Annotated in this window: 32 protein-coding genes and 3 tRNA genes; 25 read left to right on the forward strand and 10 right to left on the reverse strand. The window is 63.0% G+C overall.

From position 1 onward, the window contains the following. The first annotated feature begins 7 nt into the window (after window positions 1-7). Genes cheY through VK98_RS16155 form a run of 7 tightly spaced genes read left to right on the forward strand, consistent with a single transcriptional unit; the run spans window position 8 to window position 6,427 of the window. The gene (cheY, locus tag VK98_RS16125; RefSeq protein ID WP_019103157.1) at window positions 8-403 is read left to right on the forward strand and encodes a chemotaxis response regulator CheY; all 396 of its coding nucleotides are present in this window, start codon (window positions 8-10) and stop codon (window positions 401-403) included. 45 nt (window positions 404-448) lie between these two features. After that, entirely contained in the window at window positions 449-1,219 is a 771-nt protein-coding gene (cheZ, locus tag VK98_RS16130) for a protein phosphatase CheZ (RefSeq protein ID WP_048415008.1), read from the forward strand. A 51-nt stretch (window positions 1,220-1,270) separates the two neighbouring features. After that, entirely contained in the window at window positions 1,271-3,196 is a 1,926-nt protein-coding gene (locus VK98_RS16135) for a chemotaxis protein CheA (RefSeq protein WP_048415009.1), read from the forward strand. Between the two features lie 19 nt (window positions 3,197-3,215). Then, window positions 3,216-4,439, forward strand: a complete 1,224-nt coding sequence (locus tag VK98_RS16140; RefSeq protein ID WP_048415010.1) for an EAL and HDOD domain-containing protein — start codon at window positions 3,216-3,218, stop codon at window positions 4,437-4,439. A gap of 46 nt (window positions 4,440-4,485) precedes the next feature. After that, a complete protein-coding gene (tsaB, locus tag VK98_RS16145; protein ID WP_048415011.1) occupies window positions 4,486-5,160 on the forward strand; it encodes a tRNA (adenosine(37)-N6)-threonylcarbamoyltransferase complex dimerization subunit type 1 TsaB in 675 nt (224 codons plus the stop codon). Then, window positions 5,157-5,600: a ribosomal protein S18-alanine N-acetyltransferase gene (gene rimI, locus VK98_RS16150; RefSeq protein ID WP_048415012.1), complete on the forward strand. Its 444-nt coding sequence runs from the start codon at window positions 5,157-5,159 to the stop codon at window positions 5,598-5,600. Before tsaB ends, rimI begins: the two co-directional genes overlap by 4 nt. Next, on the forward strand, window positions 5,597-6,427 hold the full coding sequence (locus tag VK98_RS16155) for a uracil-DNA glycosylase family protein (protein WP_048415013.1): 831 nt from the start codon (window positions 5,597-5,599) through the stop codon (window positions 6,425-6,427). Before rimI ends, VK98_RS16155 begins: the two co-directional genes overlap by 4 nt. A 126-nt stretch (window positions 6,428-6,553) precedes the next feature. Here the strand turns inward: VK98_RS16155 and rpmG are convergent, their stop codons facing one another. Then, window positions 6,554-6,709 (reverse strand): 50S ribosomal protein L33, encoded by a 156-nt coding sequence (rpmG, locus tag VK98_RS16160; RefSeq protein ID WP_017506994.1) that lies wholly within the window; start codon window positions 6,707-6,709, stop codon window positions 6,554-6,556. A gap of 34 nt (window positions 6,710-6,743) precedes the next feature. After that, window positions 6,744-6,977, reverse strand: a complete 234-nt coding sequence (rpmB, locus tag VK98_RS16165) for a 50S ribosomal protein L28 (protein ID WP_011137003.1) — start codon at window positions 6,975-6,977, stop codon at window positions 6,744-6,746. Between the two features lie 291 nt (window positions 6,978-7,268). On the opposite strand from rpmB, the gene VK98_RS16170 reads away from it, so the two are divergent. The 5 genes from VK98_RS16170 (at window position 7,269) to VK98_RS16190 (ending at window position 13,310) form a co-directional block, all read left to right on the forward strand. Next, entirely contained in the window at window positions 7,269-8,915 is a 1,647-nt protein-coding gene (locus VK98_RS16170; protein ID WP_048415014.1) for a CTP synthase, read from the forward strand. Next, entirely contained in the window at window positions 8,912-9,763 is an 852-nt protein-coding gene (kdsA, locus tag VK98_RS16175) for a 3-deoxy-8-phosphooctulonate synthase (protein ID WP_048415015.1), read from the forward strand. Before VK98_RS16170 ends, kdsA begins: the two co-directional genes overlap by 4 nt. Before the next feature lie 83 nt (window positions 9,764-9,846). Continuing rightward, complete coding sequence (eno, locus tag VK98_RS16180; RefSeq protein WP_048415016.1) at window positions 9,847-11,130, forward strand: phosphopyruvate hydratase; 1,284 nt, start codon at window positions 9,847-9,849, stop codon at window positions 11,128-11,130. A 4-nt stretch (window positions 11,131-11,134) separates the two neighbouring features. Beyond that, complete coding sequence (ftsB, locus tag VK98_RS16185; protein ID WP_019103546.1) at window positions 11,135-11,425, forward strand: cell division protein FtsB; 291 nt, start codon at window positions 11,135-11,137, stop codon at window positions 11,423-11,425. Window positions 11,426-11,504: 79 nt separating this feature from the next. Continuing rightward, complete coding sequence (locus tag VK98_RS16190) at window positions 11,505-13,310, forward strand: GGDEF domain-containing protein (protein ID WP_048415017.1); 1,806 nt, start codon at window positions 11,505-11,507, stop codon at window positions 13,308-13,310. Between the two features lie 36 nt (window positions 13,311-13,346). Here the strand turns inward: VK98_RS16190 and VK98_RS16195 are convergent, their stop codons facing one another. Continuing rightward, window positions 13,347-13,655, reverse strand: a complete 309-nt coding sequence (locus tag VK98_RS16195; protein ID WP_048415018.1) for an RnfH family protein — start codon at window positions 13,653-13,655, stop codon at window positions 13,347-13,349. After that, window positions 13,648-14,085: a type II toxin-antitoxin system RatA family toxin gene (locus VK98_RS16200; protein WP_048415019.1), complete on the reverse strand. Its 438-nt coding sequence runs from the start codon at window positions 14,083-14,085 to the stop codon at window positions 13,648-13,650. The genes VK98_RS16195 and VK98_RS16200 overlap by 8 nt, the downstream gene beginning before the upstream one ends. 205 nt (window positions 14,086-14,290) lie before the next feature. On the opposite strand from VK98_RS16200, the gene smpB reads away from it, so the two are divergent. From smpB to VK98_RS16235, 7 genes are all read left to right on the forward strand, one after another. Next, entirely contained in the window at window positions 14,291-14,746 is a 456-nt protein-coding gene (gene smpB / locus VK98_RS16205; protein WP_019103542.1) for an SsrA-binding protein SmpB, read from the forward strand. Beyond that, window positions 14,746-15,099, forward strand: coding sequence for a hypothetical protein (locus VK98_RS16210; RefSeq protein WP_048415020.1), 354 nt, complete (start codon window positions 14,746-14,748; stop codon window positions 15,097-15,099). Before smpB ends, VK98_RS16210 begins: the two co-directional genes overlap by 1 nt. Window positions 15,100-15,181: 82 nt before the next feature. After that, complete coding sequence (guaA, locus tag VK98_RS16215; protein ID WP_156187905.1) at window positions 15,182-16,765, forward strand: glutamine-hydrolyzing GMP synthase; 1,584 nt, start codon at window positions 15,182-15,184, stop codon at window positions 16,763-16,765. 241 nt (window positions 16,766-17,006) lie between these two features. Beyond that, window positions 17,007-18,314: an MFS transporter gene (locus VK98_RS16220; protein WP_048415022.1), complete on the forward strand. Its 1,308-nt coding sequence runs from the start codon at window positions 17,007-17,009 to the stop codon at window positions 18,312-18,314. A 137-nt stretch (window positions 18,315-18,451) separates the two neighbouring features. Beyond that, window positions 18,452-18,769, forward strand: a complete 318-nt coding sequence (locus tag VK98_RS16225; protein WP_048415023.1) for a YqjD family protein — start codon at window positions 18,452-18,454, stop codon at window positions 18,767-18,769. Window positions 18,770-18,772: 3 nt separating this feature from the next. Next, window positions 18,773-19,162 (forward strand): phage holin family protein, encoded by a 390-nt coding sequence (locus tag VK98_RS16230; protein ID WP_048415024.1) that lies wholly within the window; start codon window positions 18,773-18,775, stop codon window positions 19,160-19,162. After that, window positions 19,159-19,440, forward strand: coding sequence for a hypothetical protein (locus VK98_RS16235; RefSeq protein WP_048415025.1), 282 nt, complete (start codon window positions 19,159-19,161; stop codon window positions 19,438-19,440). The genes VK98_RS16230 and VK98_RS16235 overlap by 4 nt, the downstream gene beginning before the upstream one ends. Here VK98_RS16235 and VK98_RS16240 read toward each other — a convergent pair whose 3' ends face one another. Continuing rightward, window positions 19,441-20,403 carry a hypothetical protein gene (locus VK98_RS16240; protein ID WP_048415026.1) on the reverse strand — a complete coding sequence of 321 codons (963 nt, stop codon included), beginning with the start codon at window positions 20,401-20,403 and terminating at the stop codon, window positions 19,441-19,443. A gap of 71 nt (window positions 20,404-20,474) precedes the next feature. Here VK98_RS16240 and tadA point away from each other — a divergent pair, with 71 nt between their 5' ends. The 3 genes from tadA to VK98_RS16255 are packed head-to-tail and all read left to right on the forward strand — an operon-like array spanning window position 20,475 to window position 22,316. Continuing rightward, window positions 20,475-21,242, forward strand: a complete 768-nt coding sequence (gene tadA / locus VK98_RS16245) for a tRNA adenosine(34) deaminase TadA (protein WP_048415027.1) — start codon at window positions 20,475-20,477, stop codon at window positions 21,240-21,242. Between the two features lie 4 nt (window positions 21,243-21,246). Further along, a complete protein-coding gene (locus VK98_RS16250; protein ID WP_048415028.1) occupies window positions 21,247-21,903 on the forward strand; it encodes a L,D-transpeptidase in 657 nt (218 codons plus the stop codon). Then, a complete protein-coding gene (locus VK98_RS16255; protein WP_019104308.1) occupies window positions 21,903-22,316 on the forward strand; it encodes a DUF2721 domain-containing protein in 414 nt (137 codons plus the stop codon). Before VK98_RS16250 ends, VK98_RS16255 begins: the two co-directional genes overlap by 1 nt. A 195-nt stretch (window positions 22,317-22,511) precedes the next feature. Here VK98_RS16255 and VK98_RS16260 read toward each other — a convergent pair whose 3' ends face one another. The 4 genes from VK98_RS16260 to VK98_RS16275 form a co-directional block, all read right to left on the reverse strand. Next, window positions 22,512-23,267: a class I SAM-dependent methyltransferase gene (locus VK98_RS16260; protein WP_048415029.1), complete on the reverse strand. Its 756-nt coding sequence runs from the start codon at window positions 23,265-23,267 to the stop codon at window positions 22,512-22,514. Between the two features lie 335 nt (window positions 23,268-23,602). Beyond that, a tRNA-Thr gene (locus VK98_RS16265) sits at window positions 23,603-23,678 on the reverse strand. Between the two features lie 153 nt (window positions 23,679-23,831). After that, window positions 23,832-23,908, reverse strand: a tRNA-Pro gene (locus VK98_RS16270). A gap of 81 nt (window positions 23,909-23,989) precedes the next feature. Continuing rightward, window positions 23,990-24,066, reverse strand: a tRNA-Pro gene (locus tag VK98_RS16275). A 93-nt stretch (window positions 24,067-24,159) separates the two neighbouring features. Here VK98_RS16275 and VK98_RS16280 point away from each other — a divergent pair. From VK98_RS16280 to VK98_RS16285, 3 genes are all read left to right on the forward strand, one after another. Then, window positions 24,160-25,143 (forward strand): recombination-associated protein RdgC, encoded by a 984-nt coding sequence (locus VK98_RS16280; protein WP_048415030.1) that lies wholly within the window; start codon window positions 24,160-24,162, stop codon window positions 25,141-25,143. Window positions 25,144-25,553: 410 nt separating this feature from the next. Beyond that, window positions 25,554-25,694, forward strand: coding sequence for a hypothetical protein (locus tag VK98_RS23815; protein ID WP_156187906.1), 141 nt, complete (start codon window positions 25,554-25,556; stop codon window positions 25,692-25,694). Window positions 25,695-25,842: 148 nt separating this feature from the next. After that, window positions 25,843-26,622, forward strand: a complete 780-nt coding sequence (locus VK98_RS16285) for a class III extradiol ring-cleavage dioxygenase (protein ID WP_048415031.1) — start codon at window positions 25,843-25,845, stop codon at window positions 26,620-26,622. Here the strand turns inward: VK98_RS16285 and VK98_RS16290 are convergent. Continuing rightward, window positions 26,619-26,810: a hypothetical protein gene (locus tag VK98_RS16290; protein WP_048415032.1), complete on the reverse strand. Its 192-nt coding sequence runs from the start codon at window positions 26,808-26,810 to the stop codon at window positions 26,619-26,621. The two genes, VK98_RS16285 and VK98_RS16290, sit on opposite strands and share 4 nt — an antisense overlap. Window positions 26,811-26,813 lie beyond the last annotated feature (3 nt).

Here is a 26,813-nt window from a genome sequence, read left to right on the forward strand (position 1 = left end):
CACCTCAATGGCAGACAAGAATATTCGCTTCCTAGTCGTAGACGACTTCTCCACCATGCGGAGAATCGTGCGCAACCTTTTGAAAGAGCTAGGATTCACCAATGTCGACGAAGCCGAAGACGGCATGGTTGCGCTGCACAAGCTGAAGACCCAGCACTTCGACTTCATCGTTTCCGACTGGAACATGCCCAATATGACCGGCATCGAGCTGCTCAAGGCAGTCCGCGCCGACGCCCAGCTCAAACACCTGCCCTTCATGATGATCACCGCGGAAGCCAAGCGCGAAAACATCATCGAAGCGGCCATGGCCGGAGCCAGCGGTTACATCGTGAAGCCTTTCACTGCCGCCACCATGGAAGAGAAAATGAGCAAGATCTTCCAGAACATGAATAAACCAGCCTGAGTGCCGAAAAAAAACGGTCTGCGTCAGTATTGAGGAGGATTTACCGTGTCCAATCACATCCTGGAAAGCGGGGATAACCCGGAGCTTGAGGCTCTGTTCGACAGCATTTCGATGCAGCAGAGCGAAGCCCCTCCGGCGCCGGAGCCCGCCGCCGCCGCGCCCGAAGCCGCGGCAGCCGCTCCGCAGCCGACCGGGACTGCCGGCAGTCCTACCTCGATGTACGAACAAATTGGTCAGTTAACCCGCAAAATGCATGATGCGCTACGCGATCTAGGCTACGACAAATCTCTGGAAAAAATGGCGGACGCGATTCCGGACGCCAAAGACAGGCTGACCTATATCGCCACCCTGACGGAAAACTCGGCCGAACGCGTGCTCAACGCCACCGATCTGGCCAAACCGTATCAGGACCAGCTGGAAAGCAAGGCGCTGGAGTTGTCCTCGCGCTGGGAACGGCTGTACGCCAATCTGTTGACCGTGGAAGAGTTCCAGCAACTTGCGGCCGACACGCGCGGCTACTTAAATGAAGTGCCGGCCCAGACCCAGGCCACCAGCACCCAGCTGCTGGAAATCGTCATGGCTCAGGACTTCCAGGATCTGACCGGCCAGGTCATCAAGAAGATGATGGGCATGGTCAAACTGCTGGAAAGCGAGTTGGTCAACTTCCTGATCGAGTTTTCGCCCGAGGCGAAAAAAGAAGAATTGGGCATGGGCACCAATCTGTTGAACGGCCCCGTGATCAATCCGGAAGGCCGCACCGATGTGGTCAGCAGCCAGCAACAGGTCGACGACCTGCTGGAAAGCCTGGGCTTCTAACGAACAACACGCAGAACAAAGCACGCGAGCAAGGCGTGGCGGGAGTGGAAAATGAGCGAATTTGCCGGCATGGAAGAGCTGCTGCAAGACTTCTTGATGGAGTCTACGGACCTCCTTTCCGATGTAGACAATAAATTGGTCGAACTGGAAAAACGTCCGGAAGACAAAGCACTGCTGAACGACATTTTCAGAGGTTTCCACACCATCAAGGGCGGCGCGGGCTTTCTCAACGTCGGTCCGATGATCAATCTATGCCATCGCACCGAAAACCTGTTCGACAAGCTGCGCAACGGCCAGTTGCACATCACCGCCGGCATCATGGATGTGATTCTTGACGCCACCGGCATTGTGCGCGACATGTTCGGCACCATGGGCCAGGGCCTGATGCCCAGCGAAGCCGACCCGCGCATCCTGGCGGCCTTGGACGCCGCGCTGGCTGGCGAGGAACTGTCCGAGAATGCCGCGGCAAGCGCGCCGGCAGCTGCCCCTGCCCCGGCGGCAGCGCCTGCGCCGGCCCCCGCCGCCGCAACCCCGCCCGCCGCCGGCAACGGTCAAGGCCCGGACTGGAATCAGTTGTATCAGGCCGTCGCCCCCGGCGGCGCGCCGGCGGCTCCCGCTGCTGCGCCGGCCGCCGCGGCGCCCGCGCCCCAAGCCGCTCCGGCGGCGGCGCCAGCTCCCGCTCCGCTTGCGGCGGCCCCGGCGGCCAAGCCCGCGGCCAAACCCGCGCCGAGCAAACCGGCCGCCAGCGCGCCCAGCAGCAGCGGCCCGCAGGAAAACACCATCCGGATCGACACCGTACGCCTCGACATGGTGCTCAACCTGTCCGGCGAAATCGGCCTGACCAAAAACCGCCTGACCACGCTGCGCACCGAAATCCTGCAAGGCAACCGCGACACCAATACCCTGCGCTCTCTGGACGAGGCGATCAGCCAGCTGGACCTGCTGGTCGGCGATCTGCAGAACGCGGTGATGAAAACCCGCATGCAGCCGATTGGCCGCCTGTTCCAGAAATACCCGCGCTTGGCGCGCGACCTTGCCCGCCAGTTGGGCAAGGAAGTCGAACTGGTGCTGTCCGGCGAAGAGACCGAGCTGGACAAGACCATGATCGAGGACTTGAACGATCCGCTGGTCCACTTGGTGCGCAACGCCGTGGACCACGGCATCGAACAGCCCGAAGACCGCATCGCCGCCGGCAAGAAGCCGCAGGCGCTGGTGCAACTGACCGCGGAGCAGGTGGGCGACCACATCCTGATCGAGATCACCGACGACGGCAAAGGCATGAACGCCGACGCGCTGCGCCGCAAGGCGATCGAAAAAGGCCTGATCGACCAGGAAAGCGCCAACTCCCTGGATGAGAAGCAGTGCCTGCAGCTGATCTTCTTGCCCGGCTTCTCCACCAAGGATCAAATTTCCAGCGTGTCCGGCCGCGGCGTGGGCATGGACGTGGTGCGCACCAACATCCAGAAACTGAACGGCCGCATCGACATCAACTCGGTGCCGGGCGAAGGCACCCGCATCAGCATCTCGCTGCCGCTGACCCTGGCCATCCTGCCGGTGCTGGTGGTGCGCGCCTGCAACCAGCCGTTCGCGGTGCCGCTGGCGATGGTGCGCGAAATCATCACCATCGATCCGAACGCGATCCAGGAAGTGTCCGGCAAGCCCACCATCGTGGTGCGCGACGAAATCCTGCCGCTGAAGACCCTGGCCGGCCTGCTGGGCTGGGAGCCGACGCAAAAGCCTTACTTCGGCGTCTTGATGCAGTCCGCGGAAAAGTCCTTCATCCTGGCCATCGACTCCTTCGTCGGCCGCGACGACGTGGTGATCAAGCCGCTGCAAAACATTCGCCCGAAAGGCGTGGCCGGCGCCACCCTGTCCGGCGACGGCTCCGTGGTGCTGGTGCTCGACATGGAAGACCTGCTCTCCTCCAGCGAAGCCAGCAACACCGTCACCCGATCCGCGGACCTGATCGCCACCTGAGCAAAGGCATACCGGGACAATGACCTCGACGAGCGCCTTCATAGGCAGGCAGGCCGTTCTCAACCGCAACCAGCAGCTCATTGGCTATGAGCTGCTTTTTCGTCCCAGCGGCGAGGCCTCCGGCGTCGGCAAGCACACCGAGCTGCAAGCCGACACCCAGGTGCTGGTCAACACCCTCAACAATATGGGCACCAGCTGGCTGATCGGCAGCAAGCTGGCCTTCATCAACATCGGCGAAGCCATGCTCAGCAGCGAGTTCCTCGAGCTGCTGCCGCCGCGCCGGGTCATTCTCGACATCTCGCCGCGCATCGTGCCCTCCAACGAACTGCTGTCGCGCGCGCGCCATCTGCGCTCGCTGGGCTTCGGCATTTCTTTGGACGACTTCAGCTTCGAATCGCCGGCAGCGGCGTTTCTGGAACTGGCCAACTACGTCAAGCTGGACATCCAGCACCAGGACACCAACCGCTTCCAGATGCTGGCGTCGCGCTTGCGCAGCTACCCGGTGATCCGCATCGCCGAACGCGTGGAAACCCACGCCCAGTTCCATCTGTGCAAGGAACTGGGCATGGACGGCTTTCAGGGCTTTTACTTCGCCCAGCCGGAAACCTTGTCCGCCAAGGTCATCCACCCATCCTTCCGCAACACCCTGGAGCTGCTCAACCTGCTGCGCCTGGACGCCGACATCCGCGACGTCGAGCAAGTGCTCAAACGCGACCTGGCCTTGTCCTACAAGCTGCTGCGCTACGTCAACTCCGCCGCGGCCGGCCTGAACACCAGCATCAGCTCCTTCTCCCACGCCGTCACCGTGCTGGGCTATCAAAAGCTCTACCGCTGGCTGACCCTGCTGCTGGTCACCGCCTCGGACGAGGGCCACGCGCCGCCGGCGCTGCAAAAAACCGCGGTCACCCGCGGCCGCTTCATGGAGCTGCTGGGCAAGGCTCACGGCGAGCGCCACGACACCTGCGACAATCTGTTCATCATCGGCATGTTCAGCTTGCTGGACGTGCTGTTCGACATGCCGATGGCCAACATCATCGAACACCTGCAGCTGCCGGAAGCCATCACTGAAGCCCTGCTGCACGAAAAAGGCACGATGAGCCGCTTCCTCAAGCTGGTCAAAGCCTGCGAGGACGGCCAGCTGACCGGCGTGCCGGAACTTTGCGCCCAACTGAACCTCAGCAGCGAGCAGTTCAACCAGGCCCATGTCTCCGCGCTCGCCTGGGTGGAAGAACTCGGCTTATAATTCGCAGTCTTGCAGCACGCGCTAAAGCTTGAGACCGAATTCCCCGATGAAATTGCTTGCCATTGATTGCTCCACCTCGTTTCTATCCCTAGCCGTTGACAACGGTTCGCGCATTTTCTCCTTCCACGAGAAAGTCGAGCAAAAGCACGCCGAGCGCGCGTTGCCGGAATTGGCTCGCCTGCTGGAACAGGCGGAACTGCGCCTGGAGCAACTCGACGCCATCGCCTTCGGCCAAGGCCCCGGCTCCTTCACCGGCTTGCGCATCGCTTGCGGACTGGCCCAGGGCCTGGCTTTCTCCGCCGGCGTTCCGGTGATAGGCATTCCCACGCTGGACAACGTCGCCCAACAAGCCGGCGCCGGCACGGTGCTGGTCTGTCTCGACGCCAGGATGCAACAGGTTTACAGCGCCGGCTATCGCGTCGCCGACGGCGGCGCGCCGGAGCGCCTGGGACCGATAAGCGTCGGCGCGCCGGAAGCCGTGCTTTGGCCGGAGCGGGCGGACATCGCCGCCGGCGACGGTTTCGAACGCTACCCCGCCCTGCGGGAGCACGCCGGCGACGCCATCGTCCGCGCCGACTTGCTGCCCCATGCCGCCGCCTACTTCCCGCTGGCGCGCAGCGACCGCTATCCGCAAACCCATCCGCGCGAAGCGGAGCTGCTGTACGTACGCAATAAAGTCGCCCTGACCGCGCAGGAACAACAGCAGGCGCGCCAGAAATGAGCCCGGACTACCGCACCTTCCTGCCCGACGACGCCGCGCTGCTGGCCGAGCTGGAGAGCCGCGCCTGCGCTCACGGCTGGTCCGCCGCCCAATACCGGGACTCCGTGCGCTGCGGCCACCAGTTCCACGGCCTGTTCGCCGCGGAACGGCTGCAGGGGTTCGCCGTTACCCAGAGCGTGCTGGACGAGGCGGAACTGCTCAACATCGTGATAGACCCGCAATGGCAAGGCCAAGGCCTGGGCAAGCGACTGCTGCGGGAGCTCCGCGCCACCCTGGCCGCCGCCGGCGCGCGACGCCTGTTTCTGGAGGTGCGGGCCGGCAACGCCGTCGCCCGCGGCCTGTACGCCGGCCAAGGCTTCGTCGAAAACGGCCGCCGCAAGAATTACTACCCCTGTCCCGACGGCCGCGAAGACGCCATCCTGATGGAGACCGAGCTATGAGCCGCGCCGTGCTGATTCAAAGCGTGATCGGACTGGGCCCCGGCTGGGAAGCCCGCCCCGGTTGGTTCGACCAGCACCCGGCGGCCTTGAGCCGCCAGCTGGCCGCGCCGACGGAAACCGATCTAGAGCCGGCGGAGGCGCTTGCCCCGCCGCGCCCGGAAGTCGCCGCGCCGCTCCAGCCGGCCGCGCCCTTCCTTCCCCCGCCCGCCGCCGACATCGCTCCGCCCGTCGCCCCTCCCCCGCCCAGCATCCCGGCCTCGCCGCTGCTGGAATGGGACGCGCTGGAACGCGCGGTGCGCGACTGCAGCGACTGCCGGCTGTGCCAAACCCGCACTCAGACCGTTTTCGGCCGCGGCAACAAGCAGGCGCGCTGGCTGTTGATAGGCGAAGCGCCGGGCGAGCAGGAGGACAGGCAAGGCCAGCCCTTCGTCGGCCGCGCCGGCCAGCTGCTGGACAATATGCTGGCAGCCACCGGGCTGGACCGCGACCGCGACGTCTACATCGCCAACGTGCTCAAATGCCGTCCGCCCGGCAACCGCAACCCCAGCGGCGACGAGATCGCCGCCTGCCAGAACTATCTGATCCAACAGATTCGCCACATCCAGCCCACGCTGATCCTGGCGCTCGGCCGCTTCGCCGCCCAAACCCTGCTGCAGACGGAAAAGGGCATCGGCCAATTGCGCGGCAAGCTGCACAGCTATCAGGAGATTCCGCTGATCGTCAGCTACCACCCGGCCTACCTGCTGCGCAACCAGCCGGACAAGCACAAGGCCTGGCAAGATCTGGTGTTCGCCAAAAACACCTTCGGCCGCCTAAGCGGCGATTGAACGCGAAAAACCCCGCCAAGCGAAGCTGGCGGGGTTTTTTGTTCAAGGACGCGCCGCAAATAAAAAACCCTTCTCCGTGCACCAGAGAAGGGCTCTTTAGCTTTACGCGTTCCCGCGGAAACCGGCTTATTTCAGCTTGGTTTCTTTGTACAGAACGTGTTTGCGAGCAACGGGATCAAATTTTTTGATCTCCATTTTTTCCGGCATCGTACGCTTGTTCTTCGTAGTCGTATAGAAATGGCCGGTGCCAGCAGTGGACTCAAGCTTGATTTTATCGCGCATGTTATTACCTCAGTAGCTTTCTGGTTGACCGCAATCAGATCTCGCCGCGAGCGCGCAGATCAGCCAGCACTACATCGATGCCAACCTTGTCGATGGTACGCAGTGCCGCGTTGGATACGCGCAGACGCACCCAGCGGTTTTCGCTCTCAACCCAGAACTTGCGATATTGCAGGTTGGGCAGGAAACGACGTTTAGTCTTATTGTTGGCGTGGGAAACATTGTTCCCGGTCATCGGACGCTTGCCGGTGACTTTGCAAACACGCGCCATGTTAAACACTCCCAAAACCGGTAAAAGCTGGCTTTATATCATAGACAAAGCCAGACACTCAAGCAGAAAACGCACCCTTTTGCAGCATGGGCGCGATCGTGTATAAAACAGTCGGCGGCAATTGTACCGTATTCGCCACAGAGATGCGAGCACTTCTTTGCCAAGCGGCGCGACGCGTCCGGCGGCCGGCGCTCGGGGACGGCGGCGCCACTTGCAACAACATGGTTCGAAGCGATTCAAATCGCAACGATTTCAGGGTAGAATCCCGGATTCCCATAGAGCCGTAATCTCATGACCAAGTACATCTTCGTAACCGGCGGTGTGGTGTCCTCCCTGGGTAAGGGCATTGCCGCTGCGTCCATCGCTGCCATCCTCGAGTCTCGCGGGCTGAAAGTCACCATGCTGAAGCTCGATCCCTACATCAACGTCGATCCGGGCACCATGAGCCCCTTCCAGCATGGCGAGGTGTTCGTCACCGAAGACGGCGCGGAAACCGACCTCGACCTGGGCCACTACGAGCGCTTCATCCACGCGAAGATGAAGAAAAGCAACAACTTCACCACCGGCCAGGTGTACGAGTCCGTGATCACCAAGGAGCGCCGCGGCGACTACCTGGGCGGCACCGTGCAAGTGATTCCGCACATCACCGACGAAATCAAGCTGAAGATGCATGAAGGCGCGGCCGACGCCGACGTCGCCATCGTCGAGATCGGCGGCACCGTGGGCGACATCGAATCGCTGCCTTTCCTGGAAGCCATCCGCCAGATGCGCTCCAACCTGGGCCGCAAGAACACCCTGTACGTGCACCTGTCCTACGTGCCCTACATCGCCACCGCCGGCGAGATCAAGACCAAGCCGACCCAGCACTCAGTGAAAGAGCTGCGCGAGATCGGCATTCAGCCGGACGTGCTGCTGTGCCGGATGGACCGCGAACTGCCGGAAGACGAAAAACGCAAGATCGCGCTGTTCTGCAACGTGGAGGAAAACGCGGTCATCGGCTGTTACGACTCCGACTCCATCTACAAGGTGCCGGCTATGCTCCACGGCCAGGGCATCGACGACATCATCGCCGAACAGCTGCAGCTGGACCTGCCCAAGGCGGATCTGTCGGTGTGGGGCCGCATCATCGACGCGATCGAGCACCCGGACCACAGCATCAACATCGCCATGGTCGGCAAATACGTGGACCTGACCGAGTCCTACAAGTCGCTGACCGAGGCGCTGAAACACGCCGGCATCCATACCCGTACCAGCGTCAACATCATCTACGTGGACTCCGAGGAAATCGAGCGCGACGGCGCCGACTCGCTGAAGGACATGGACGCCATTCTGGTGCCGGGCGGCTTCGGCAAGCGCGGCGTGGAAGGCAAGATCAAGGCGGTCAAGTTCGCCCGCGAGAACGATATCCCCTACATGGGCATCTGCCTGGGCATGCAGATCGCGCTGATCGAATACGCTCGCGACGTGGCCGGCATGGCCGGCGCCAACTCCACCGAATTCGACCTCGACACCAACTTCCCGGTGGTGGCGCTGATCGACGAATGGGTCAACCACGACGGCAAGGTGGAAAAGCGCGATGAAAACTCCAACCTGGGCGGCACCATGCGCCTGGGCGGCCAGCAGTGCGACCTGGTTCCGAACTCCCTGGCGGCGAACATCTACGGCGACAGCGAGATCGTCGAACGCCATCGCCACCGCTATGAAGTGAACAACTACTACATTCCGCGCCTGGAACAGGCCGGCCTGACCATCAGCGGCCGCTCCGCCGGTCATGAGAAGCTGGTCGAAACCATCGAACTGGCCAATCACCGCTGGTTCTTCGCCTGCCAGTTCCACCCGGAATTCACCTCGACGCCGCGCGACGGCCACCCGCTGTTCATCTCCTACGTGAAAGCGGCGCTGCAATACCAAGCGGACAAGCAAGGACCCAAGGCATGAAACTGTGCGGATTCGAAGTCGGCCTCAACCAGCCGCTGTTCCTGATCGCCGGCCCCTGCGTGATCGAGAGCGAACAGATGGCGATGGACACCGCCGGCCAGCTCAAGGAGATCACCGCCGAACTGGGCATCAACTTCATCTACAAATCGAGCTACGACAAGGCCAACCGCTCTTCCGGTTCCTCCTTCCGCGGCTTCGGCATCGATGAAGGCCTGCGCATCCTCTCGGAAGTGAAGCGCCAGATCGGCGTGCCGGTGCTGACCGACGTGCACAGCGAAAACGAAATCGTGCAAGTCGCCAGCGTGGTCGACGTGTTGCAGACCCCGGCTTTCCTGTGCCGCCAGACCGACTTCATCCGCGCCGTCGCCCAATGCGGCAAGCCGGTGAACATCAAGAAGGGCCAGTTCCTGGCTCCGGGCGACATGAAGAACGTCATCGACAAGGCCCGCGCCGCCGCGCAAGAGGCCAACCTCGAACCGGACAGCTTCATGGCCTGCGAACGCGGCGTGTCCTTCGGCTACAACAACCTCGTGTCCGACATGCGTTCGCTGATGATCATGCGCGACACCCAGTGCCCGGTGGTCTACGACGCCACTCACTCGGTGCAGCTACCCGGCGGCCAAGGCACATCGTCCGGCGGCCAGCGCGAATTCGTGCCGGTGCTGGCGCGCGCCGCAGTGGCCTCCGGCATCGCCGGCATTTTCATGGAAACCCATCCGGACCCGGCCTGCGCGATGTCCGACGGCCCCAATGCCTGGCCCTTGCCGCGCATGAAGGAACTGCTGACCACGCTCAAGGCGCTGGACGAGTTGGTCAAGCACAATCCCTGGCCGGAACACACCCTGTAAACCGGCAGGCGCAGATCGCAACCGGCTTCGGCCGGTTGCGCGCCCTCCGCCCGAACACAACCCAGCCTTTGAAGGAAATGTAAATGAGTTCGATCATCGATGTGGTAGCTCGTGAGATTCTGGATTCGCGCGGCAATCCGACCGTGGAAGCAGACGTATTGCTGGAATCCGGGGTCATGGGCCGCGCGGCGGTGCCCAGCGGCGCCTCCACCGGCGAAAAAGAAGCGCTGGAACTGCGCGACGGCGATAAAAGCCGCTACCTGGGCAAGGGCGTGTTGAAGGCGGTGGAAAACATCAACACCGAAATCTGCGAAGCCATCATCGGCCTCGACGCCAGCGACCAGGCCTTCATCGACAAGACCCTGATCGAGCTGGACGGCACCGAAACCAAGTCCCGCCTCGGCGCCAACGCGCTGCTGGCCGTGTCCATGGCCGTGGCCCGCGCCGCCGCCGAAGACGCCGGCCTGCCGCTGTACCGCTACCTGGGCGGCGCCGGTCCGATGGCCCTGCCGGTGCCGATGATGAACGTGATCAACGGCGGCGCGCACGCCAACAACACCCTGGACATCCAGGAATTCATGATCATGCCGGTGGGCGCGCAAACCTTCCGCGAAGCGCTGCGCTGCGGCGCCGAAATCTTCCACAGCCTGAAGAAGATTTGCGACCAGAAAGGCTACGCCACCACCGTGGGCGACGAAGGCGGCTTCGCGCCCAACCTGAAGAGCCACGAAGACGCGATCAAGCTGATTCTGGAGGCCATCGACGCCGCCGGCTACGTGGCCGGTCAGGACGTGATGCTGGCGCTGGACTGCGCCTCCTCCGAGTTCTACAAGGACGGCAAATACCAGCTGACCGCCGAAGGCCTGCAGCTCACTTCCGAGCAGTTCGCCGACTATCTGGAAACCCTGGTCAACAACTACCCCATCCTGTCGATCGAAGACGGCATGAGCGAACACGACTGGGACGGCTGGAAACTGCTGACCGATCGCCTGGGCTCCCGCGTGCAGATCGTCGGCGACGACCTGTTCGTCACCAACCCCAAGATTCTGGCCAAGGGCATCGAAGGCGGCCTCGCCAACTCGTTGCTGGTCAAGGTCAACCAGATCGGCACGCTGTCGGAAACGCTGAAAGCGGTTGATCTCGCCAAGCGTTCCCGCTATACCAGCGTTATGAGCCATCGTTCCGGCGAAACCGAAGACAGCACCATCGCGGATCTGGCCGTTGCCACCAACTGCATGCAGATCAAGACCGGCTCGCTGTCCCGCTCCGACCGCATGGCCAAATACAATCAGTTGCTGCGCATCGAAGAAGAATTGGGCGACGCCGCTTACTACCCGGGCAAAGCTGCCTTTTACCACCTGAAGTAATCGTATGCGCTGGCTGACCCTGACTCTGGTGACAGTAATACTGGCCCTGCAATGGCCGTTGTGGTTTGGCAAAGGTAGCTGGCTCAGAGTCTGGCAGCTGGACAAGCAACTACAGGAACAGCGGGCGACCACCCAAAAGCTGGTGGCCCGCAACGCCGCGCTGGACGCGGAAGTGCGTGATTTGAAACAGGGGACGGACGCCATTGAGGAGAGAGCCCGCAATGAACTTGGCATGATTCGGAATGGTGAAGTATTTTTCCAATTGCTGGATCCGGTGAAGCCAACGCCTCGCTAAATATCCGCCCGGACCGCACTGTAGAGCTGAACAGACAACAAGAATGACGTCCGGTCTAAAAAAGTCCAAGGTTTGGGCAATGACAACACAAAACCCCATCGAAGTCGCACGAGAAACGCTCAAACAGCTGACGGTGCGCAAGCTGTTGCCGACGCCGGAAAACTTTGAGCGGGTCTATCACGAGCTGACGCAAACGCCGGTCGATCGCGACAACAAGCTTGCGGTGCTGCTGCTGCGCGCATTGGAAACCCTGCCTCAGGAAAGCGTGCAGGCCAAAGTCACCCTCACCCGCCTCAAGCAAGTCTGCGACGAAAACCGCTGGGAACAAGCCCCGCAACTGATCATCGACTTCCTGCGCGCCTCGCTCAGCGCTAGCCAGCAGCAGCACAGCTGGGGCACGCTGATCCAGAACCTGATCCGCAACTGGGACCTGCGGCTGCCCAATATGCCGCAGCACCACAAGCAGTCCACGCTGGAGCGGGTGCTGATCAATTACGGCAACCAGCCGGACGAGCTGAACCAGAAACTGGCCACCCTGATCCAGAACTGGACCCAATCCGCGCCGCCGTCCAACGGCAACGGCGCCGCCGCAGAAGCCCCCGCTCCGACAGCCGCCTCCGACGAAGACGGCGCCGACGCCCCCAACGACAGCTGGCTGGCCTGGCAGCGCACGCTGAGCTTCGCGCTCAAACACGGCCTGGAGCCGCGGCTGATCAACTACCCGGAATTGGTGGACGCGCTTGAAGCGCTGCTGAGCGAATTGAACCAGGTGGCCGACGACCCCGCGCTCAACGCCTACATGCCCAAGCTGCGGGCCTTCATGATCAAGCTGGAACTGCAATCGCAGCAAGACGACCGCCTGGTGTCGGCGATGACCAATCTGCTGCGCCTGCTGCTGGAAAACATCGCCGAGCTCAACCACTCGGACACCTATCTGGTGGGCCAGGTCCATTCGCTGCAGGACATCCTCAGCCACGAGCCGCTGTCCATGCAGCAGGTCTACCAGATGGAGTCCAGCCTCAAGGACGTGATCCGCAAGCAAGGCCAGCTGAAAACCTCGCTGGACGAGGCGGCCAGTTCGCTGCGCTCCTTGCTGGACCGCTTCATCTCGCGGCTGGCGATGATGACGGACAGCACCGACGATTTCCAGAACAAGATCAAGGACCACAGCGCCCGCATCAAGCAGTCGCAGAACGTCGAAGAGCTGGGCAACATCATCGGCTCCCTGATGGAAGACACCTCGCTGATGCAACTGGATCTGACCCGTTCCCGCGACGAACTGTTGTCCGCCAAGGAACAGGTGGAGGCCGCCGAACAAAGAATCGCCGAACTGGAAACCGCGCTGGAGGCCGCCAGCGCCAAGGTGCGCGAGGACCAGCTGACCGGCGCCTTCAACCGCCGCGGCCTAGCCGAACATTTCCAGCGCGAGATCAGCCGCGCCGAGCGCACCGGCGCGCCGCTGTCGGTCGCCCTGCTCGACGTGGACAACTTCAAGCAGCTGAACGACAAATACGGCCACCTGGCCGGCGACGACGCCCTGAAATATCTGGTGGACACCATCAAGCACAGCCTGCGCCCGGCCGACATCGTCGCCCGCTTCGGCGGCGAGGAGTTCGTGATCCTGATGCCGGACACGCCGGAAGAGGAAGCCGTCGCCACCGTGCAGCGGCTGCAGCGCGAGCTGACCAAGACCTTCTTCCTGGCCAACAACGACCGTCTGCTGATCACCTTCAGCGCCGGCGTCGCCAAATGGCATCTGGGCGAACAAGAGGCCGACGTGCTGGAGCGCGCCGACCAGGCGATGTATCAAGCCAAGCTCAACGGCAAGAACCGCGTGCACTCGGCGGAGGAACAACCGCCTTCCCTGATGGCGCCTCAGCTATAAAGCCTGAGTGGCGCTTAAGCATCCTCTCGGCGGCGGCTAGTCAGCGCCGCCTTTTTTCATCTGCTTGCCGGCCTCGGCGCGTTGACGCCTTACCGTTTTAGGATCGGCGATCAAGGGTCGATAAATCTCCACCCTGTCATGCTCGCGCAGCAAGGCGTCTTCCTTGACCGCCTTGCCGAATATCCCCAGCTTCAGCGGCGCGGCGTCCAACGACGGCAAGCTCGCCAACAAGCCGGACAGCTCCGCCGCCTGACGCGCCGTCGTGCCCGGCGCCACCTGCAACACCACCAGCTCTTGGCGTTCGGGCAGGGCCAGCGCCACTTCCACCTGCAAAGTCTCAGTCATCGCCGTACACCTTGTCCGCTTCCTTGATGAAGGCGTCCACCAGCGTGCCGGAAATATGCCCGAACACCGGACCGATGATCATTTCCAGTATCTTGCTGGAAAACTGGTAGCTGAGGCGGAACTCCACCTTGCAGCCGATCTCGCCCAGAGGCTTGAAATGCCAGCGTCCTTCCAGGTGCTCGAATGGGCCGTCCACCAGTTCCATCAGAATGGATTCACCCGCCTGATTGGTATTGCGGGTGGTGAAATGCTGCTTCACCTTCAGGTAATCGATGTGCAGGCTGGCCACCACCTGATCGCCCTCGCGCGACAACACCTCGGTCTTGCCGCACCAGGGCAGGAACCGGCTGTAATGCTCGATATCGTCCACCAGCGCAAACATCTGCGCCGGCGTGTGCGCCACCAACACGCTTTTTTCAACCACCTGCATCCATTGCTCGCTTATCGTCTCCGCTGTCCCGTCTCTGGCCGGGAAATCGTCAGCATCGGTAAAAACCGCAAGTTTAACAAAATACGGCGCGCCCTACCCGCCCGCGTCCCGGCGGCCCGTCAAAGCGCTGTATTTTCATGGCTTTGGCAAGCCGCCCGCTTCTGATACAATAGAGGATTCATTTAAAAAACATCCCGTAGGCGACATGAGCATCATCCAGAACCGCAAGGCCTTCCACGACTACTTCATCGAGGAAAAGCTCGAAGCCGGGCTCGTGCTGGAAGGCTGGGAGGTCAAGGCCATCCGCGCCGGCCGCGTCCAGCTGAAGGAAAGCTACGTGGATTGGAAAAACGGCGCGTTCTGGCTGATCGGCTGCCACATCACGCCGCTGCAATCCGCGTCCACCCACGTCAAGGCCGACCCGGTGCGTCCGCGCAAGCTGCTGCTGTCGCAAGAGCAGATCAACCGCTTCATCGGCAAGGTGGAACGCGCCGGCTACACCATGATGGCGCTGGACCTGCACTACACCCGCGGCAACATCAAGGCGGAAGTGGGACTGGCCAAGGGCAAGAAGCTGCACGACAAGCGCGATACCGAAAAAGACCGCGAATGGCAGCGCGAAAAGCAGCGCTTCATGAAAAACCAGCGCGGAGCCGCCTGATGAACCGCAGCGCGGCCCTGCCCATCGTGCTGATTTGCCTGGGATCGGTCTGGTTCCTGAAAAGCACCTCGCTGCTGCCCAACACTTCCACCCTGCTCGCCTTGCTGCTGGCCGCCGCCGGCGTCTTGCTGTTCATCGTGGACGGTTTCAACAAATCCACCCTGGTCACCAGCCCGCTGCTGCTCTACGCCGGCGGCGCGATCTATCTCTACGACAACCTGGGCCTGCGTCCCAGCCACCTGCTGTCCTTCGGCATGATCGTCGCCGGCCTGCTGATGCTGCTGGCCCGCAGCGAGCAGGTGCCGGAACGCAGCCGCAGATTCCGGCTGCCGTCGAGGGACGGCGAACAATGAAAGCAGGCCGGCGCCGCCGCCCAGCCGCCTGCGACACAATCTCAATCATCATGGCCGCACGGCCCACAACATTTCCTGAAGGATAGGCATGGACAAAGTCCTCATTCTCGATTTCGGCTCTCAGGTCACCCAACTGATTGCCCGCCGCGTACGCGAAGCTCACGTTTACTGTGAGCTTCATTCGTTTGACATGCCACTGGAAGACATCCGCGCCTTCGCGCCCAAGGCCATCATCCTCTCCGGCGGCCCGAACTCGGTGTACGAATCCGACTACCAGGCCGATCCGGCATTGTTCGAACTCGGCGTTCCGGTGCTGGGCATCTGCTACGGCATGCAGTTCATGGCCCAGACCTTCGGCGGCAAAGTGGAGGCCGGCGACAAGCGCGAGTTCGGCTACGCCCAGATCAAGGCCCGCCATCACTCCAAACTGCTGGAAGGCCTGCAGGACCAGGTGGACGACGCCGGCAACGGCTTCCTCGACGTGTGGATGAGCCACGGCGACAAAGTCACCGGCCTGCCCCCGGGCTTCAACCTCATCGCCGAAACTCCGTCCTGCCCGATCGCGGCCATGGCCGACGAGAGCCGCGGCTTCTACGGCGTGCAGTTCCATCCGGAAGTGACCCACACCAAGCGCGGCACCGAAATGATCCATCGCTTCGTGCTGCACGTGGCCGGCTGCAAACCCAGCTGGACCATGCCCAACTACATCGACGAAGCGGTGAAGAAGATCCGCGAGCAAGTGGGCGACGAAGAAGTCATCCTCGGCCTGTCCGGCGGCGTGGACTCCTCGGTGGCCGCCGCCCTGATCCACCGCGCCATCGGCCCGCAACTGACCTGCGTCTTCGTCGACCACGGCCTGCTGCGCCTGAACGAAGGCAAGATGGTGATGGAAATGTTCGCGCAGAACCTGGGCGTGAAAGTGGTGCACGTGCAGGCGGAAGCCGACTTCATGAGCAAGCTGGCCGGCGAAAGCGATCCGGAGAAGAAGCGCAAGATCATCGGCGCGGAATTCATCGAGGTGTTCGACCGCGAATCCGGCAAGCTCAGCAACGCCAAATGGCTGGCCCAGGGCACCATCTACCCGGATGTGATCGAATCCGCCGGCGCCAAGACCAAGAAAGCCCACACCATCAAGAGCCACCACAATGTCGGCGGCCTGCCGGAAGACATGAACCTCAAGCTGCTGGAACCGCTGCGCGAGCTGTTCAAGGACGAAGTGCGCCAGTTGGGCGTGGCGCTCGGCCTGCCGCACGACATGGTCTACCGCCACCCCTTCCCGGGCCCGGGCCTGGGCGTGCGCATCCTCGGCGAAGTGAAGAAGGAATACGCCGACCTGCTGCGCCAGGCCGACGCCATCTTCATCGACGAACTGCGCAACACCGTGGACGAGAAGACCGGCAAGAACTGGTACGAGCTGACCAGCCAGGCCTTCGCCGTGTTTCTGCCGGTGAAGTCGGTAGGCGTGATGGGCGACGGCCGCACTTACGATTACGTCGTCGCGCTGCGCGCCGTAGTCACCAGCGACTTCATGACCGCGCATTGGGCCGAGCTGCCTTACAGCCTGCTGGGCCGCGCCTCCAACCGCATCATCAACGAGGTCAAGGGCATCAACCGCGTGGTGTACGACGTGTCCGGCAAGCCGCCGGCCACCATCGAGTGGGAATAAGCCCCCTCCTCTCAACCCCGGCCCGAAGCCGGGGTTTTTTCTTGCCCGCATCCGGCGCAATTTATGCCGTTAAAATGCAATTGACTATCGCCACATTTCCCGACACGCGCTAAACTGGCGGCATGTTTGACATACCGCCATATTCGCATTGCCTTAAGCAGATCCGAGCCCCGCGGCCAGCCGCCGTCGGCGCGCGTTGAATCCGACTTCAGACCTCCTCCGTCGCCATTCCCGAACCGTCATGAACGCCATCGCCACGCCTGCCGCCGCACTTTCACGCTCCGACTACCGCACCCTGGGGCTGGCCGCGCTGGGCGGCGCGCTCGAAATCTACGACTTCATCGTCTTCGCCTTCTTCGCCGCCACGCTTAGCCAATTGTTCTTCCCGCCGCAGATGCCGGAATGGCTGCGCCTGCTGCAAACCTTCGGCATTTTCGCCACCGGCTATCTGGCTCGCCCGCTGGGCGGCATGCTGATGGCCCATTTCGCCGATCGCCTGGGCCGCAAGCGCATGTTCAGCCTCAGCATGCTGATGATGGCCGGCCCCTGTCTGCTGATCGGCCTGCTGCCCACCTATGCGCAGATCGGCTATCTGGCGCCGCTGCTGCTGTTATGCCTGCGGCTGCTGCAAGGCGCGGCGGTGGGCGGCGAAGTGCCCAGCGCCTGGACCTTTGTCGCCGAACACGCGCCGGCGCGCCACCGCGGCTACGCGCTGGGTCTGCTGCAAGCCGGCCTGACCATGGGCTACCTGCTGGGCGCGCTGACCGCCACCCTGCTGGCCGAAGTCTTCAGCCCGCAGCAAATGCAGGACTACGCCTGGCGCATCCCGTTCTTGCTCGGTGGTCCGCTGGGCCTGTTCGGCGTCTGGCTGCGCCGCTGGCTGAATGAAACGCCGGTGTTCCTGTCCCTGCGCGCTCAGCGGCAGCAGCGCGCCTACCCGCTGCTGGAAGTGCTGCGCGCGCACCGGAGCACGCTGCTGCCGGCCGCGCTGCTGACCTGCGTGCTGACCTCGGCCGTGGTGATTCCGGTCGTGGTCACCCCCACCTTGCTGCAACAGCACTTCGCCTGGCCGGCCAAGGACGCCTTCGCGCTGGGCAGCCTCGGCATCGTCTTCCTCAACATAGGCTGCGTGATCGCCGGCCGCGTCACCGACCGCGTCGGCCCGCTGCGCGGCCTGATCCTCTACAGCCTGTTGCTGCCCGTCGGCGTGGGCCTGCTCTACGCCAGCCTGATCGGCGGCTGGCGCTGGCCCGGCCTCGCCTACGCCGCCGCCGGCCTGTGCTGCGGCATCGTAGGCGTGGTGCCCTCGGCGATGATCAGCCTGTTTCCCGCCGACATCCGCGTCTCCGGCATCGCCGTCACCTACAATATCGCCTATTCGCTGTGGGCCAGCGCCGCGCCGCTGCTGCTGATCGCCGCCACGCCCTGGAGTCCGTGGATCTCGGCCTGGTTCAGCCTGGCCATGGGCGGCGTGGGTCTGCTCGCGGCCAGCCGTTTCCGCGCGCCTCGCGTTGCGCATTGGGAAAACGCCGCCTACGGCCGGATTTGACTCAGGCGAAACCGGCCAAATCCAGTGTTTGACGTCATTGGCCCAGCCTGATAGGTTCATGGTAGCCAGCTTGATTGCTGCACCGCGAGAGTCGTGCCTTCGCGGTATTTCCCATTCATTTTCACCAGGAGATCTTTATGTCCAATGCCGCTGCAATCGCCAAGGAAAAAGAACAATTACTGGATGACGTGCGCCAGGTTCTGGTCAGCACCGAAGAGCTGATCGACGCCTCGCTGGACGACGGCAGCCAGAAAAGCAAGGAAATCCGCCAACGCGTCAACGAGAAGCTGAAGCTCGCCAAGGCCAAGTTGCTGGACGCCGAGCAAGTGGTGGTCGGCAAGGCCAAGGTCGCCGCCAAGGCGACCGATCAATACGTGCATGAAAACCCGTGGAAATCGATAGGCATCGCCGCCGGCGTCGCCTTCCTGCTGGGCATGCTGGTTTCCCGCCGCTAAGGCATGCCGCAACGCCAATCCCCGCCCCGTCCCGGCAGCCTGCGCTCCTTCGCCGGCGGGGTGGCTTCCCTGCTGCTGACCCGGGCCGAGCTGCTGTCGCTTGAAGCCCAGGAACTGAAAGACGACATCATCGGCAGCCTGTTCGCCGGCATGCTGGCGCTGATTCTGATCGCCGTCGGCTTGATGGCGGGGCTGCTGCTGGTCTGGACGCTGACTCCGCCGACGCTGCGCGCCTGGGCGCTCGCCGCCTGCGCGCTGTTGTTCTGCGGCGCCGGCGTCTGGCTGGGCTTACGCCTGCGCCGACGCCTGCGCGAGCAAGGGCCGGCCTTCGCCACCACCTTGGAAGAGGTGCGCAAGGACTGGGCGGCCCTGGGCGGAGGAGACGCGCCGTGAACCCAAGGGACCGCGCCATCAAGAAACAGCTGCTGGTGATGAAGGGGGAAGCGCTCAGAGTGAAGCTGCGCCTGGAACTGGACACCCTGCGCCGCCACCCTTTCGGCGCCGCCGGCGAAGGTTTGAAGGCCTGGGGCCGTCAGCGCGGCCTCGGCAAGATGCTGGCCGCGCTCGGCAGCCTGCTGCCCCCCGGCGGAAGACTGCAATCCTGGCTTGGCACCGGCGCGCGGCTATGGGCCTTGTGGCAGCTGGGCCGCCGGCTCTGGCGCAATCGCTGATCAAGCCTGGACGTTCACGCCCGCGCCGGCCTCCGCCTCGACGTGGACCTGAACGTCCATCTCTCCGTTCTCCGCCACCTCTCCGGTCGCCAGCATCTTCTCGATGCCGGCCATGTCCTTGTCCATCTCCTTCATCATCTTCCGGAGTTCCTGGTCGGCCTGCAGCTGACGCGTCTGCTGCTTGAGCCAGTTTTGCAGCTGCTTCAGCTTCATCATGATGTCCTGGATCACCCGGTCGCCGGCCACCGGATTGCCGCCGGCCTGCGGCTTGCCCTCGCTCGCGCTGGATACGCCGCCCTCGGCGCGGGCGGCCGTCCCGGCGTTCTTGTCGCCATTCGCGGCCGCCGCGTCGCCGCGCGCGCCGGCGGCGTCTCCCGCCTCGTCCTTGGCCTGCCGCGTTTCATCCTCGGCGGCGGCGGCTTGAGCCTGGACCTGGGCCGCGGCGCCGGAAACGTCCCCGCCGCCGTCCGCGGGCGCGGACTCGGCCGAAGCGGCCGCGCTCGCCGCCGCCGCTTCGCCGCCCACGCTCACCGACATCGTCGAATCGGCGGCGTTCTGCGTCATGCTGGCCACCAGTTGCTTCAACTCCTTGACCGCGCGCGCCAGCTCCGCCGCCAACGCTTTCAGGCTGGCCTTGTCGCGGCCCGCCATCTGCGCCATCTGCAGCAACATGTCCACTTTCTTTTTCAGCATCGCCTTTTGCGTATCGTCCACTTCGGGCGAACGCTTGGGCAAGGGCCGCAAAGCGACTCTCAATTGCTGCATGAACTTGCCCAGGCCTTGCTGCAGGGAGGATTGCAGCTGCTGACGCGCCTGTTGCGCGGGGCTGGCCGGCCAGGGAGAGGGGTTTTCGACGCTCGTCCGGGCCGACGCGGGCTCGGCGGAAGAAGCTTGCGGCGCGCCGCCAGGCCGCTTGGCCTGGGAGAGCGCATAAGAAGCGGTGTAGGGCTTTATCACGGACATATAAGAAAAAACCTATGGTTATGACGTTCTATCGGCCGTGCAAAGGATTTCTTTACGCTAAAATCGACATCATGCAAGACAAACCCGTCCCGCCCGCTGAAACCATCGCAAACCCCGCGCCGCTGGCCTCGCCCCCTCTGCCTCCCGCCGCCATCGCCTGGCTGGCCGAGATCGGCATCATCAACGCCGACGATCTGCGGCGACGCGGCCCGGTCCTGGCTTTTCTGCAATTGAAAAGCCGCGGACGCACCGCCACCCGCAAACTATTGTTCGCGCTGGAAGCCGCCTGTCGCGGCGTTCACTGGAACCAGCTCGGCGACGAGGCCAAAGACGCCTTGCTGCGGCAGCTCGCCGCGCACCCTCCCGTGGCCGCGCCGCCGCCCGACGCCGAGATCTCTCGTCATCTGGCCCTGGCCCTGGAGCTGGCCGCCCAGGCCGGCTTGGAAGGAGAGATTCCGGTGGGCGCCGTCGTCGTCCGGCAAGGCGAAGTGATAGGACGCGGCTACAATCAACCTATAGGCCGACGCGACCCCAGCGCTCACGCCGAAATCATGGCCATGCGCGACGCGGCCGGCCTGCTGGGCAATTACCGCCTGGACGACTGCGATCTGTACGTGACGCTGGAACCCTGCCTGATGTGCAGCGGCGCCATCATGCACGCTCGCATCGCTCGCGTGATTTACGGCGCCCCGGACGCCAAGACCGGAGCCGCCGGCAGCGTGCTGGACGTGTTCGCAGACAGCCGCCTCAATCATCACGCCGCGGTGTTCGGCAAGCAGCAGGCGGACGCCTGCGCGCAACCGTTGACGGCGTTTTTCCAAACCCGTCGGAAAGGCTGATGCCATGCTGCGACTGATGCTCGTCCTGTCCTTGAGCGCGTCCGCCTTCGCCGCGGACGCGGACGAAGACGCCGCGCTGGCGATGGATCCCTTGGCGGCGGCGGCGTTCGCCGTCCAGCAGCAGTCCGCCGCCCCATTGCTGGACACCCATCCCAATCCGCGCCATTACGGCGCGCCCTGGATTCTGGTCGGCGTGCGCAGCCAGACCTTGCTCCGCTACGACGGCTGGGGGCTGCTGCAGCGCGAATACCAGGTGTCCACCGCGCGCAAGGGCGTGGGAGAAGTCAGCGGCAGCTACCAGACGCCGCGCGGCTGGCACCGGGTCTGCGAGCGCATCGGCGCCGGCGTGGAGGCCAACACCATTATCTTCCGCCGCAAAGTGACGCCTTGGAAGTACACGCCGGAGCTGCACGCCCAGTATCCGAACAAGGACTGGATCCTCACCCGCATCCTGTGGCTGTGCGGCGAAGAGCCCGGAAAGAACCAAGGCGGCGAGGTAGACAGTTATAATCGAGCCATTTACATCCATGGAGCCGGAGACCACGTGCCCTGGGGCACCCCCAGCTCCCTCGGCTGCGTCCGCATGAAGAACCCGGACGTAATCGAACTATTCGACGCAACCGACAACGGCATTGATGTCCTGATTGATGAGAACGCCTGATGCACTCCGCGCTGACCCTGACCACCCCAGCCCTGCTGTTTCCCGCCATTTCCCTGCTGCTGCTGGCTTACACCAACCGCTTTCTAGGCCTGGCCGGCATCATTCGCAATCTGTACGAGGAGTACCGCGACAGCCAGGACCCCAAGATCCTGCGCCAGATCGGCAATCTGCGCACCCGCATCACCTTGATCAAATGGATGCAGTGCCTGGGCATCGCCAGCCTGTTCCTGTGCACGGTGGCGATGTTTCAGGTCTACACCGGCTGGCAGGCCTGGGGGGAGCTGACTTTCGGCATCAGCCTGCTGTGCATGATCTGCTCGCTGGCGGTGTCGCTGATCGAGCTGCTGCGCTCGTCCGACGCGCTCAATATCCTGCTGTCCGATCTGCAGGCGGAATACGACAAGCGGCGCTGAGAAGCCGTCAACGATCCGCCGCACGTCGTCAGGCGCGGCGGACATTGAGGGGCTAAGAGCCTACTCAAAGTCTCGCGAGCAAGGGCGAGACAAGGCGAAAACCAGCGAAAAAGCGGAATGTACGAGTGGTACATGAGCATTTCGAAGCGGTTTTTAACGCCGTATCGCCGCAGCGCAGCAGATCGTAAACAGGTTCTAAGACAGCGGGCGCCGCGCCACCAGCAGGCTCAAGGGCATGCCGACACGGCGCGGCTGCTCGCCATCGCCCCAGGCGCGGGCGATGCGGCCGGAGGCGTCGTCCAGCACATGCTCGCCCAGAGTCTGTTTGCACAGCTTGCTGGCGGACAAAGTGTTGAGAAAGCCCAGATACTGCTCCAGCGTCCAATCGCACTCTATCGCCAGTTCCGGCGTTTCCAACGCGGGTAGCGGGCAGCCCGCCGTGCTGTAGCCGTCCCACAGGATCTGGCAGCGACTGGACCAGAACGGCTCGATGATGGAAGTCAAAATCGCCGCGGCGCGGTCCACTTCAGGGGAGACCCGGCATAAATGATAACCCCAGGCAGCGAACACCCCGCCCGGTTTGAGCACCCTCCCCACTTCCGGCCAGAACGACGGGAAATGAAACCAATGCAGCGCCTGCGACACCGTGATCAGATCGAAACTGGCGTCGTCGAAGGGCGTGACCTCGGCCGGGCACTCGCGGTAATACACCTGATTATGCGCCTCGGCCTGGCCCAGCTGCGCGGAGCTGATGTCGGTGGCGTCCACCCGCGCGAAGCTGTCTCCCAGCCTCACCGCGGTCTGGCCGTTGCCGGTTGCGCAATCCCAGGCTCGCTCGTATTCGGAACACTGCGGCAATAGCCACTGATACAAGGCCTCCGGATACGCCGGGCGAAACCGGGCGTATAAATCCGAATACAGGCTGAAAGTAGCAACGGAATTGGATAGCATGTTCGCTCTCTACAATGGCTGTAGCTTTCCATTAGATGACAGCCTAGACCGTCATGTCCATTCGTCATAACAGACGTTCACAATATATTTCAGCCCAAGCGCATTCTCAAGCCGCTCGCGGCGCAACAGGCCGCCATTTAAGCACGCCTGCCGATAAAATGCTTATATCATAATCGACAGGCAATCACCAGTCGTCGCGACGGCGTCCGTCGCCGGATTTTCAAAGCGAACCAACGGAAATGAAACAGACGGGAGATAGAGAAGCCAGCGCGCACGGCGGCCGGAAATGCAAAAAGCCCGCGATAGCGGGCTGATTGCAGTTCAAAGCGGGATTGTGGTGCCGGTAAGAGGAGTCGAACCCCCGACCTTCGCATTACGAATGCGCTGCTCTACCAACTGAGCTATACCGGCACATCACTCCGCCCTGAAGCAGAGCGCGTAATAATAAACAGTTTCCGTCGATTTGAAAAGGGGCGGCGACCATTTCTAAATCGCCGGTTTAATTTATCCGCGCGCCAATGCAAAAACCCTGAATTCAATGATTTGAATTCAGGGTTTTGAATCTGGTCGGAGTGAGAGGATTCGAACCTCCGGCCTCTACGTCCCGAACGTAGCGCTCTACCAGGCTAAGCTACACTCCGTTTTACTGCTTTCGGCGCTCAGCGCCGAGGAGCAGAAATTTACTACACCCGATGCTTTCTGACAAGCTTTTTCTATCTGACTGGTCGGAGTGAGAGGATTCGAACCTCCGGCCTCTACGTCCCGAACGTAGCGCTCTACCAGGCTAAGCTACACTCCGACGACCATCTCAAGCTTGTCTGAAAACCGCCCCGCTGCCGTGCTGGCTGCGGTACAATCTGTGGCATCAGAGGACGCGCATTATGGAACAAATATGTGGTTTAGGCAACTATCTTTTTACCGTTTGAATCAAGACGACGCCCCCGACAACGAACAGCTTTCCGCCGCTCTGGAAAAGCGTCCATTCCAGCACTGCATGGGGCTGGACTGGTTCAGCGAGGGCTGGGTGCCCGCCTCCGGCCATCTGGACGCGCCGGTTTACGCCGTGCGCGGCTGCCAGATGGTGTCGCTGCGCCGCGAGGACAAAGTGCTGCCCTCGTCGGTGATCCGCGATTTCGTCGAATTGAAAGTCGCCGAGATCGAAGACAAGGAGTTGCGCAAGGTGGGCCGCAAGGAAAAGCTGGCGCTGAAAGAGCAGATCACCGACGACTTGTTGCCGCGCGCCTTCGTGCGCAGCAGCCGGATGAGCGCCTATCTGGATACCCGCCGCGGCTGGTTGATGGTCGATTCGGCGGCCGCCAGCAAGGCGGAGGCGCTGGTCTCCAAGCTGCGCGAGGCGCTGCCTCCCTTCCCCGCCGCGCTGCCGCGCACCAAGATCGCCCCGCACACCGCGATGACGGACTGGCTGGCGGCCGGCGAAGCGCCGGCCGGCTTCGAGCTGGATTCCGATTGCGAGCTGAAGGACAGCGGCGAGAACGGCGCGGTGGTGCGCTGCGCGCGCATCGACCTGACCGCAGACGAAATCCGCCAGCACATCGCCACCGGCAAGCAAGTGACCCGGGTGGGCCTGATCTGGCAGGAAAAGATCCGCTTCCAGCTGACCGATATGCTGCAGTTGAAACGGCTGCAGTTCCTGGACCTGCTGCAGGACGAAGCCAGCCAGGCCGGCGACGATAGAGAAAGCCTGTTCGAAGCCACCTTCACCTTGATGAGCGAAGAGCTGGGCGAACTGGTGGACGCGCTGGTTGCCGCGTTGGGAGGCTTGGAAGACGCGCACAGCCCGGCCGCCGCCGCTCCGGCGACGGACAGCCGTCCCACCGTCGTCGATGAAAACGCCGCGGAAGTGCCCTGGGATTAACGCCCGTCCCGCCCCGCGAGCGGAGCGCTTGCGGGGCGGCATCCTCCCTTCTCCGCCCTCTCTCAGCCTATTCTCGGGCGACAAGCCCAACCCATAGCAAGCAGCTAATTAAAAACAAAAAACAATCAATTTCACAAATATAGATCGCCAGGCGATACTCGGAACATCCCCACAACGGAGACCCCGATGAAAGCCGCAGACTGGCCAGCGTTCTGGCTGGAGTTGTGCGCCAATTTCGCTTGGCTGCAATGAACCACGACGCCTTGGCGAATCCGTCCAACTGCCGCAGTGCGTCCCGCAATGCGCGACGCCGACGGCGCGCAACCGCCCTTCCCTCCAACGCTCCAAGCGAGAGCGTTTATTTTGACATTCAAATAGAAATGATTATCATTCAAATATAGGAGCGTCAAATGACCATGTACCGACAACAGCTGAGAAGGTTGAAACGGCAGCCATTGGCCAGCAGGCAAGGCAAGCGCAACTGGCGGCGCGTCGCGGGCTTCCTCATCTTCATCGCCGGCTGTGCCATCCTGCTTGGCGGATTAAGCTAAGCCCCCTGAACCAGCCGTCCCCTCGCAGGCTGGCCGTCTCCTCGCCAAATTGTTTCCAACCAGTAAACAATAAAGCCAATAAACTGCGGTTTATCAGAGAATCGCCGTGGCTTAAGCTGAAGCCATCTCTTGAATGAAAGCTTCAGCCATGACCGCTCGCCTACCCGCGCTGTTCATCTCGCACGGCGCCCCCACCCTGGTGCTGGAAGACAGCCCAAGCCGCCACTTCATCGCCCGGCTGGGAACGGAGTTGCCGCGCCCGCGCGCCATCGTCATTGTTTCCGCGCACTGGGAAACCCGCGGCCTGGTAGTCAACCACAACCCGGCCCCGGAAACCATTCACGACTTCTACGGCTTTCCCGAGGCCTTGTACCGCCTGAACTACCCGGCGCGCACCGATGCGCCGCTGTGCGCGCGCCTGCATGAATTGTTCGCCGCCGCCGGACTGCCGGCGCAGAGCACCGAACAACGCGGACTGGATCACGGCGCCTGGACGCCGCTGATGCTGATGTACCCGCAGGCGGACATCCCCATCGTCAATCTGTCGCTGCCGCATCAAGCGCCGGCCGCTGAACTGATGCGCATAGGCGAGGCGCTGCGCCCGCTGCGCGACGAAGGCGTCCTGATCATCGCCTCCGGCAGCTACACCCACAATCTGCGCGCGCTGGCCCCGGAAGGCTCTGCGCCGGCGCCGTGGGCGCTGGCCTTCCGCGATTGGCTGGACCAGCAGTTGCTGAACGGCGCCCGGGACACGCTGGCCGACTGGCTGCAGCAAGCGCCCTATCCGCGCCACAACCATCCCAGCGACGAACACATCGCCCCGCTGTGGGTGGCGCTGGGCGCCGGCACGCCGGGCGCGCCCGCGCTCAAGCTGCACGACGACTGGCGCATGGGCAATCTGTCCATGGCCAGCTGGCGCTTCGACTAGCCGCCCGCCGCCGGCGGCGCCTTGTCGTCGTCTTCCTCGTCTTCGTCGTCCCAGCCCAAGGGCTTGACCCCGGGCGGCAGATCCGGCGGCGGCTCGCGCCTGGCCAGCCGGATCAGGATGCCCAGCGCCGTCACCGCCGGCGCGGCGGCGATGACGATCCAGAACAGCGTGGAATGCATCAAGTCCATATC

It is taken from the genome of Chromobacterium sp. LK11, assembly GCF_001043705.1.
GTDB classification, from domain to species: domain Bacteria; phylum Pseudomonadota; class Gammaproteobacteria; order Burkholderiales; family Chromobacteriaceae; genus Chromobacterium; species Chromobacterium alkanivorans.

Coding starts and splice junctions, on each gene's coding strand:
- VK98_RS23815 (WP_156187906.1), top strand. CDS start 25,554: ATGACCATGTACCGACAACAGCTGAGAAGGTTGAAACGGCAGCCATTG.
- VK98_RS16250 (WP_048415028.1), top strand. CDS start 21,247: ATGCTGCGACTGATGCTCGTCCTGTCCTTGAGCGCGTCCGCCTTCGCC.
- ftsB (WP_019103546.1), top strand. CDS start 11,135: ATGCGCTGGCTGACCCTGACTCTGGTGACAGTAATACTGGCCCTGCAA.
- VK98_RS16225 (WP_048415023.1), top strand. CDS start 18,452: ATGTCCAATGCCGCTGCAATCGCCAAGGAAAAAGAACAATTACTGGAT.
- cheY (WP_019103157.1), top strand. CDS start 8: ATGGCAGACAAGAATATTCGCTTCCTAGTCGTAGACGACTTCTCCACC.
- rpmG (WP_017506994.1), bottom strand. CDS start 6,709: ATGCGCGATAAAATCAAGCTTGAGTCCACTGCTGGCACCGGCCATTTC.
- smpB (WP_019103542.1), top strand. CDS start 14,291: ATGAGCATCATCCAGAACCGCAAGGCCTTCCACGACTACTTCATCGAG.
- VK98_RS16220 (WP_048415022.1), top strand. CDS start 17,007: ATGAACGCCATCGCCACGCCTGCCGCCGCACTTTCACGCTCCGACTAC.
- VK98_RS16230 (WP_048415024.1), top strand. CDS start 18,773: ATGCCGCAACGCCAATCCCCGCCCCGTCCCGGCAGCCTGCGCTCCTTC.
- VK98_RS16285 (WP_048415031.1), top strand. CDS start 25,843: ATGACCGCTCGCCTACCCGCGCTGTTCATCTCGCACGGCGCCCCCACC.
- VK98_RS16190 (WP_048415017.1), top strand. CDS start 11,505: ATGACAACACAAAACCCCATCGAAGTCGCACGAGAAACGCTCAAACAG.
- VK98_RS16135 (WP_048415009.1), top strand. CDS start 1,271: ATGAGCGAATTTGCCGGCATGGAAGAGCTGCTGCAAGACTTCTTGATG.
- VK98_RS16280 (WP_048415030.1), top strand. CDS start 24,160: ATGTGGTTTAGGCAACTATCTTTTTACCGTTTGAATCAAGACGACGCC.
- tadA (WP_048415027.1), top strand. CDS start 20,475: ATGCAAGACAAACCCGTCCCGCCCGCTGAAACCATCGCAAACCCCGCG.
- VK98_RS16255 (WP_019104308.1), top strand. CDS start 21,903: ATGCACTCCGCGCTGACCCTGACCACCCCAGCCCTGCTGTTTCCCGCC.
- VK98_RS16260 (WP_048415029.1), bottom strand. CDS start 23,267: ATGCTATCCAATTCCGTTGCTACTTTCAGCCTGTATTCGGATTTATAC.
- VK98_RS16290 (WP_048415032.1), bottom strand. CDS start 26,810: ATGGACTTGATGCATTCCACGCTGTTCTGGATCGTCATCGCCGCCGCG.
- VK98_RS16200 (WP_048415019.1), bottom strand. CDS start 14,085: ATGCAGGTGGTTGAAAAAAGCGTGTTGGTGGCGCACACGCCGGCGCAG.
- VK98_RS16155 (WP_048415013.1), top strand. CDS start 5,597: ATGAGCCGCGCCGTGCTGATTCAAAGCGTGATCGGACTGGGCCCCGGC.
- VK98_RS16240 (WP_048415026.1), bottom strand. CDS start 20,403: ATGTCCGTGATAAAGCCCTACACCGCTTCTTATGCGCTCTCCCAGGCC.
- kdsA (WP_048415015.1), top strand. CDS start 8,912: ATGAAACTGTGCGGATTCGAAGTCGGCCTCAACCAGCCGCTGTTCCTG.
- eno (WP_048415016.1), top strand. CDS start 9,847: ATGAGTTCGATCATCGATGTGGTAGCTCGTGAGATTCTGGATTCGCGC.
- VK98_RS16170 (WP_048415014.1), top strand. CDS start 7,269: ATGACCAAGTACATCTTCGTAACCGGCGGTGTGGTGTCCTCCCTGGGT.
- VK98_RS16210 (WP_048415020.1), top strand. CDS start 14,746: ATGAACCGCAGCGCGGCCCTGCCCATCGTGCTGATTTGCCTGGGATCG.
- rimI (WP_048415012.1), top strand. CDS start 5,157: ATGAGCCCGGACTACCGCACCTTCCTGCCCGACGACGCCGCGCTGCTG.
- rpmB (WP_011137003.1), bottom strand. CDS start 6,977: ATGGCGCGTGTTTGCAAAGTCACCGGCAAGCGTCCGATGACCGGGAAC.
- VK98_RS16140 (WP_048415010.1), top strand. CDS start 3,216: ATGACCTCGACGAGCGCCTTCATAGGCAGGCAGGCCGTTCTCAACCGC.
- tsaB (WP_048415011.1), top strand. CDS start 4,486: ATGAAATTGCTTGCCATTGATTGCTCCACCTCGTTTCTATCCCTAGCC.
- VK98_RS16195 (WP_048415018.1), bottom strand. CDS start 13,655: ATGACTGAGACTTTGCAGGTGGAAGTGGCGCTGGCCCTGCCCGAACGC.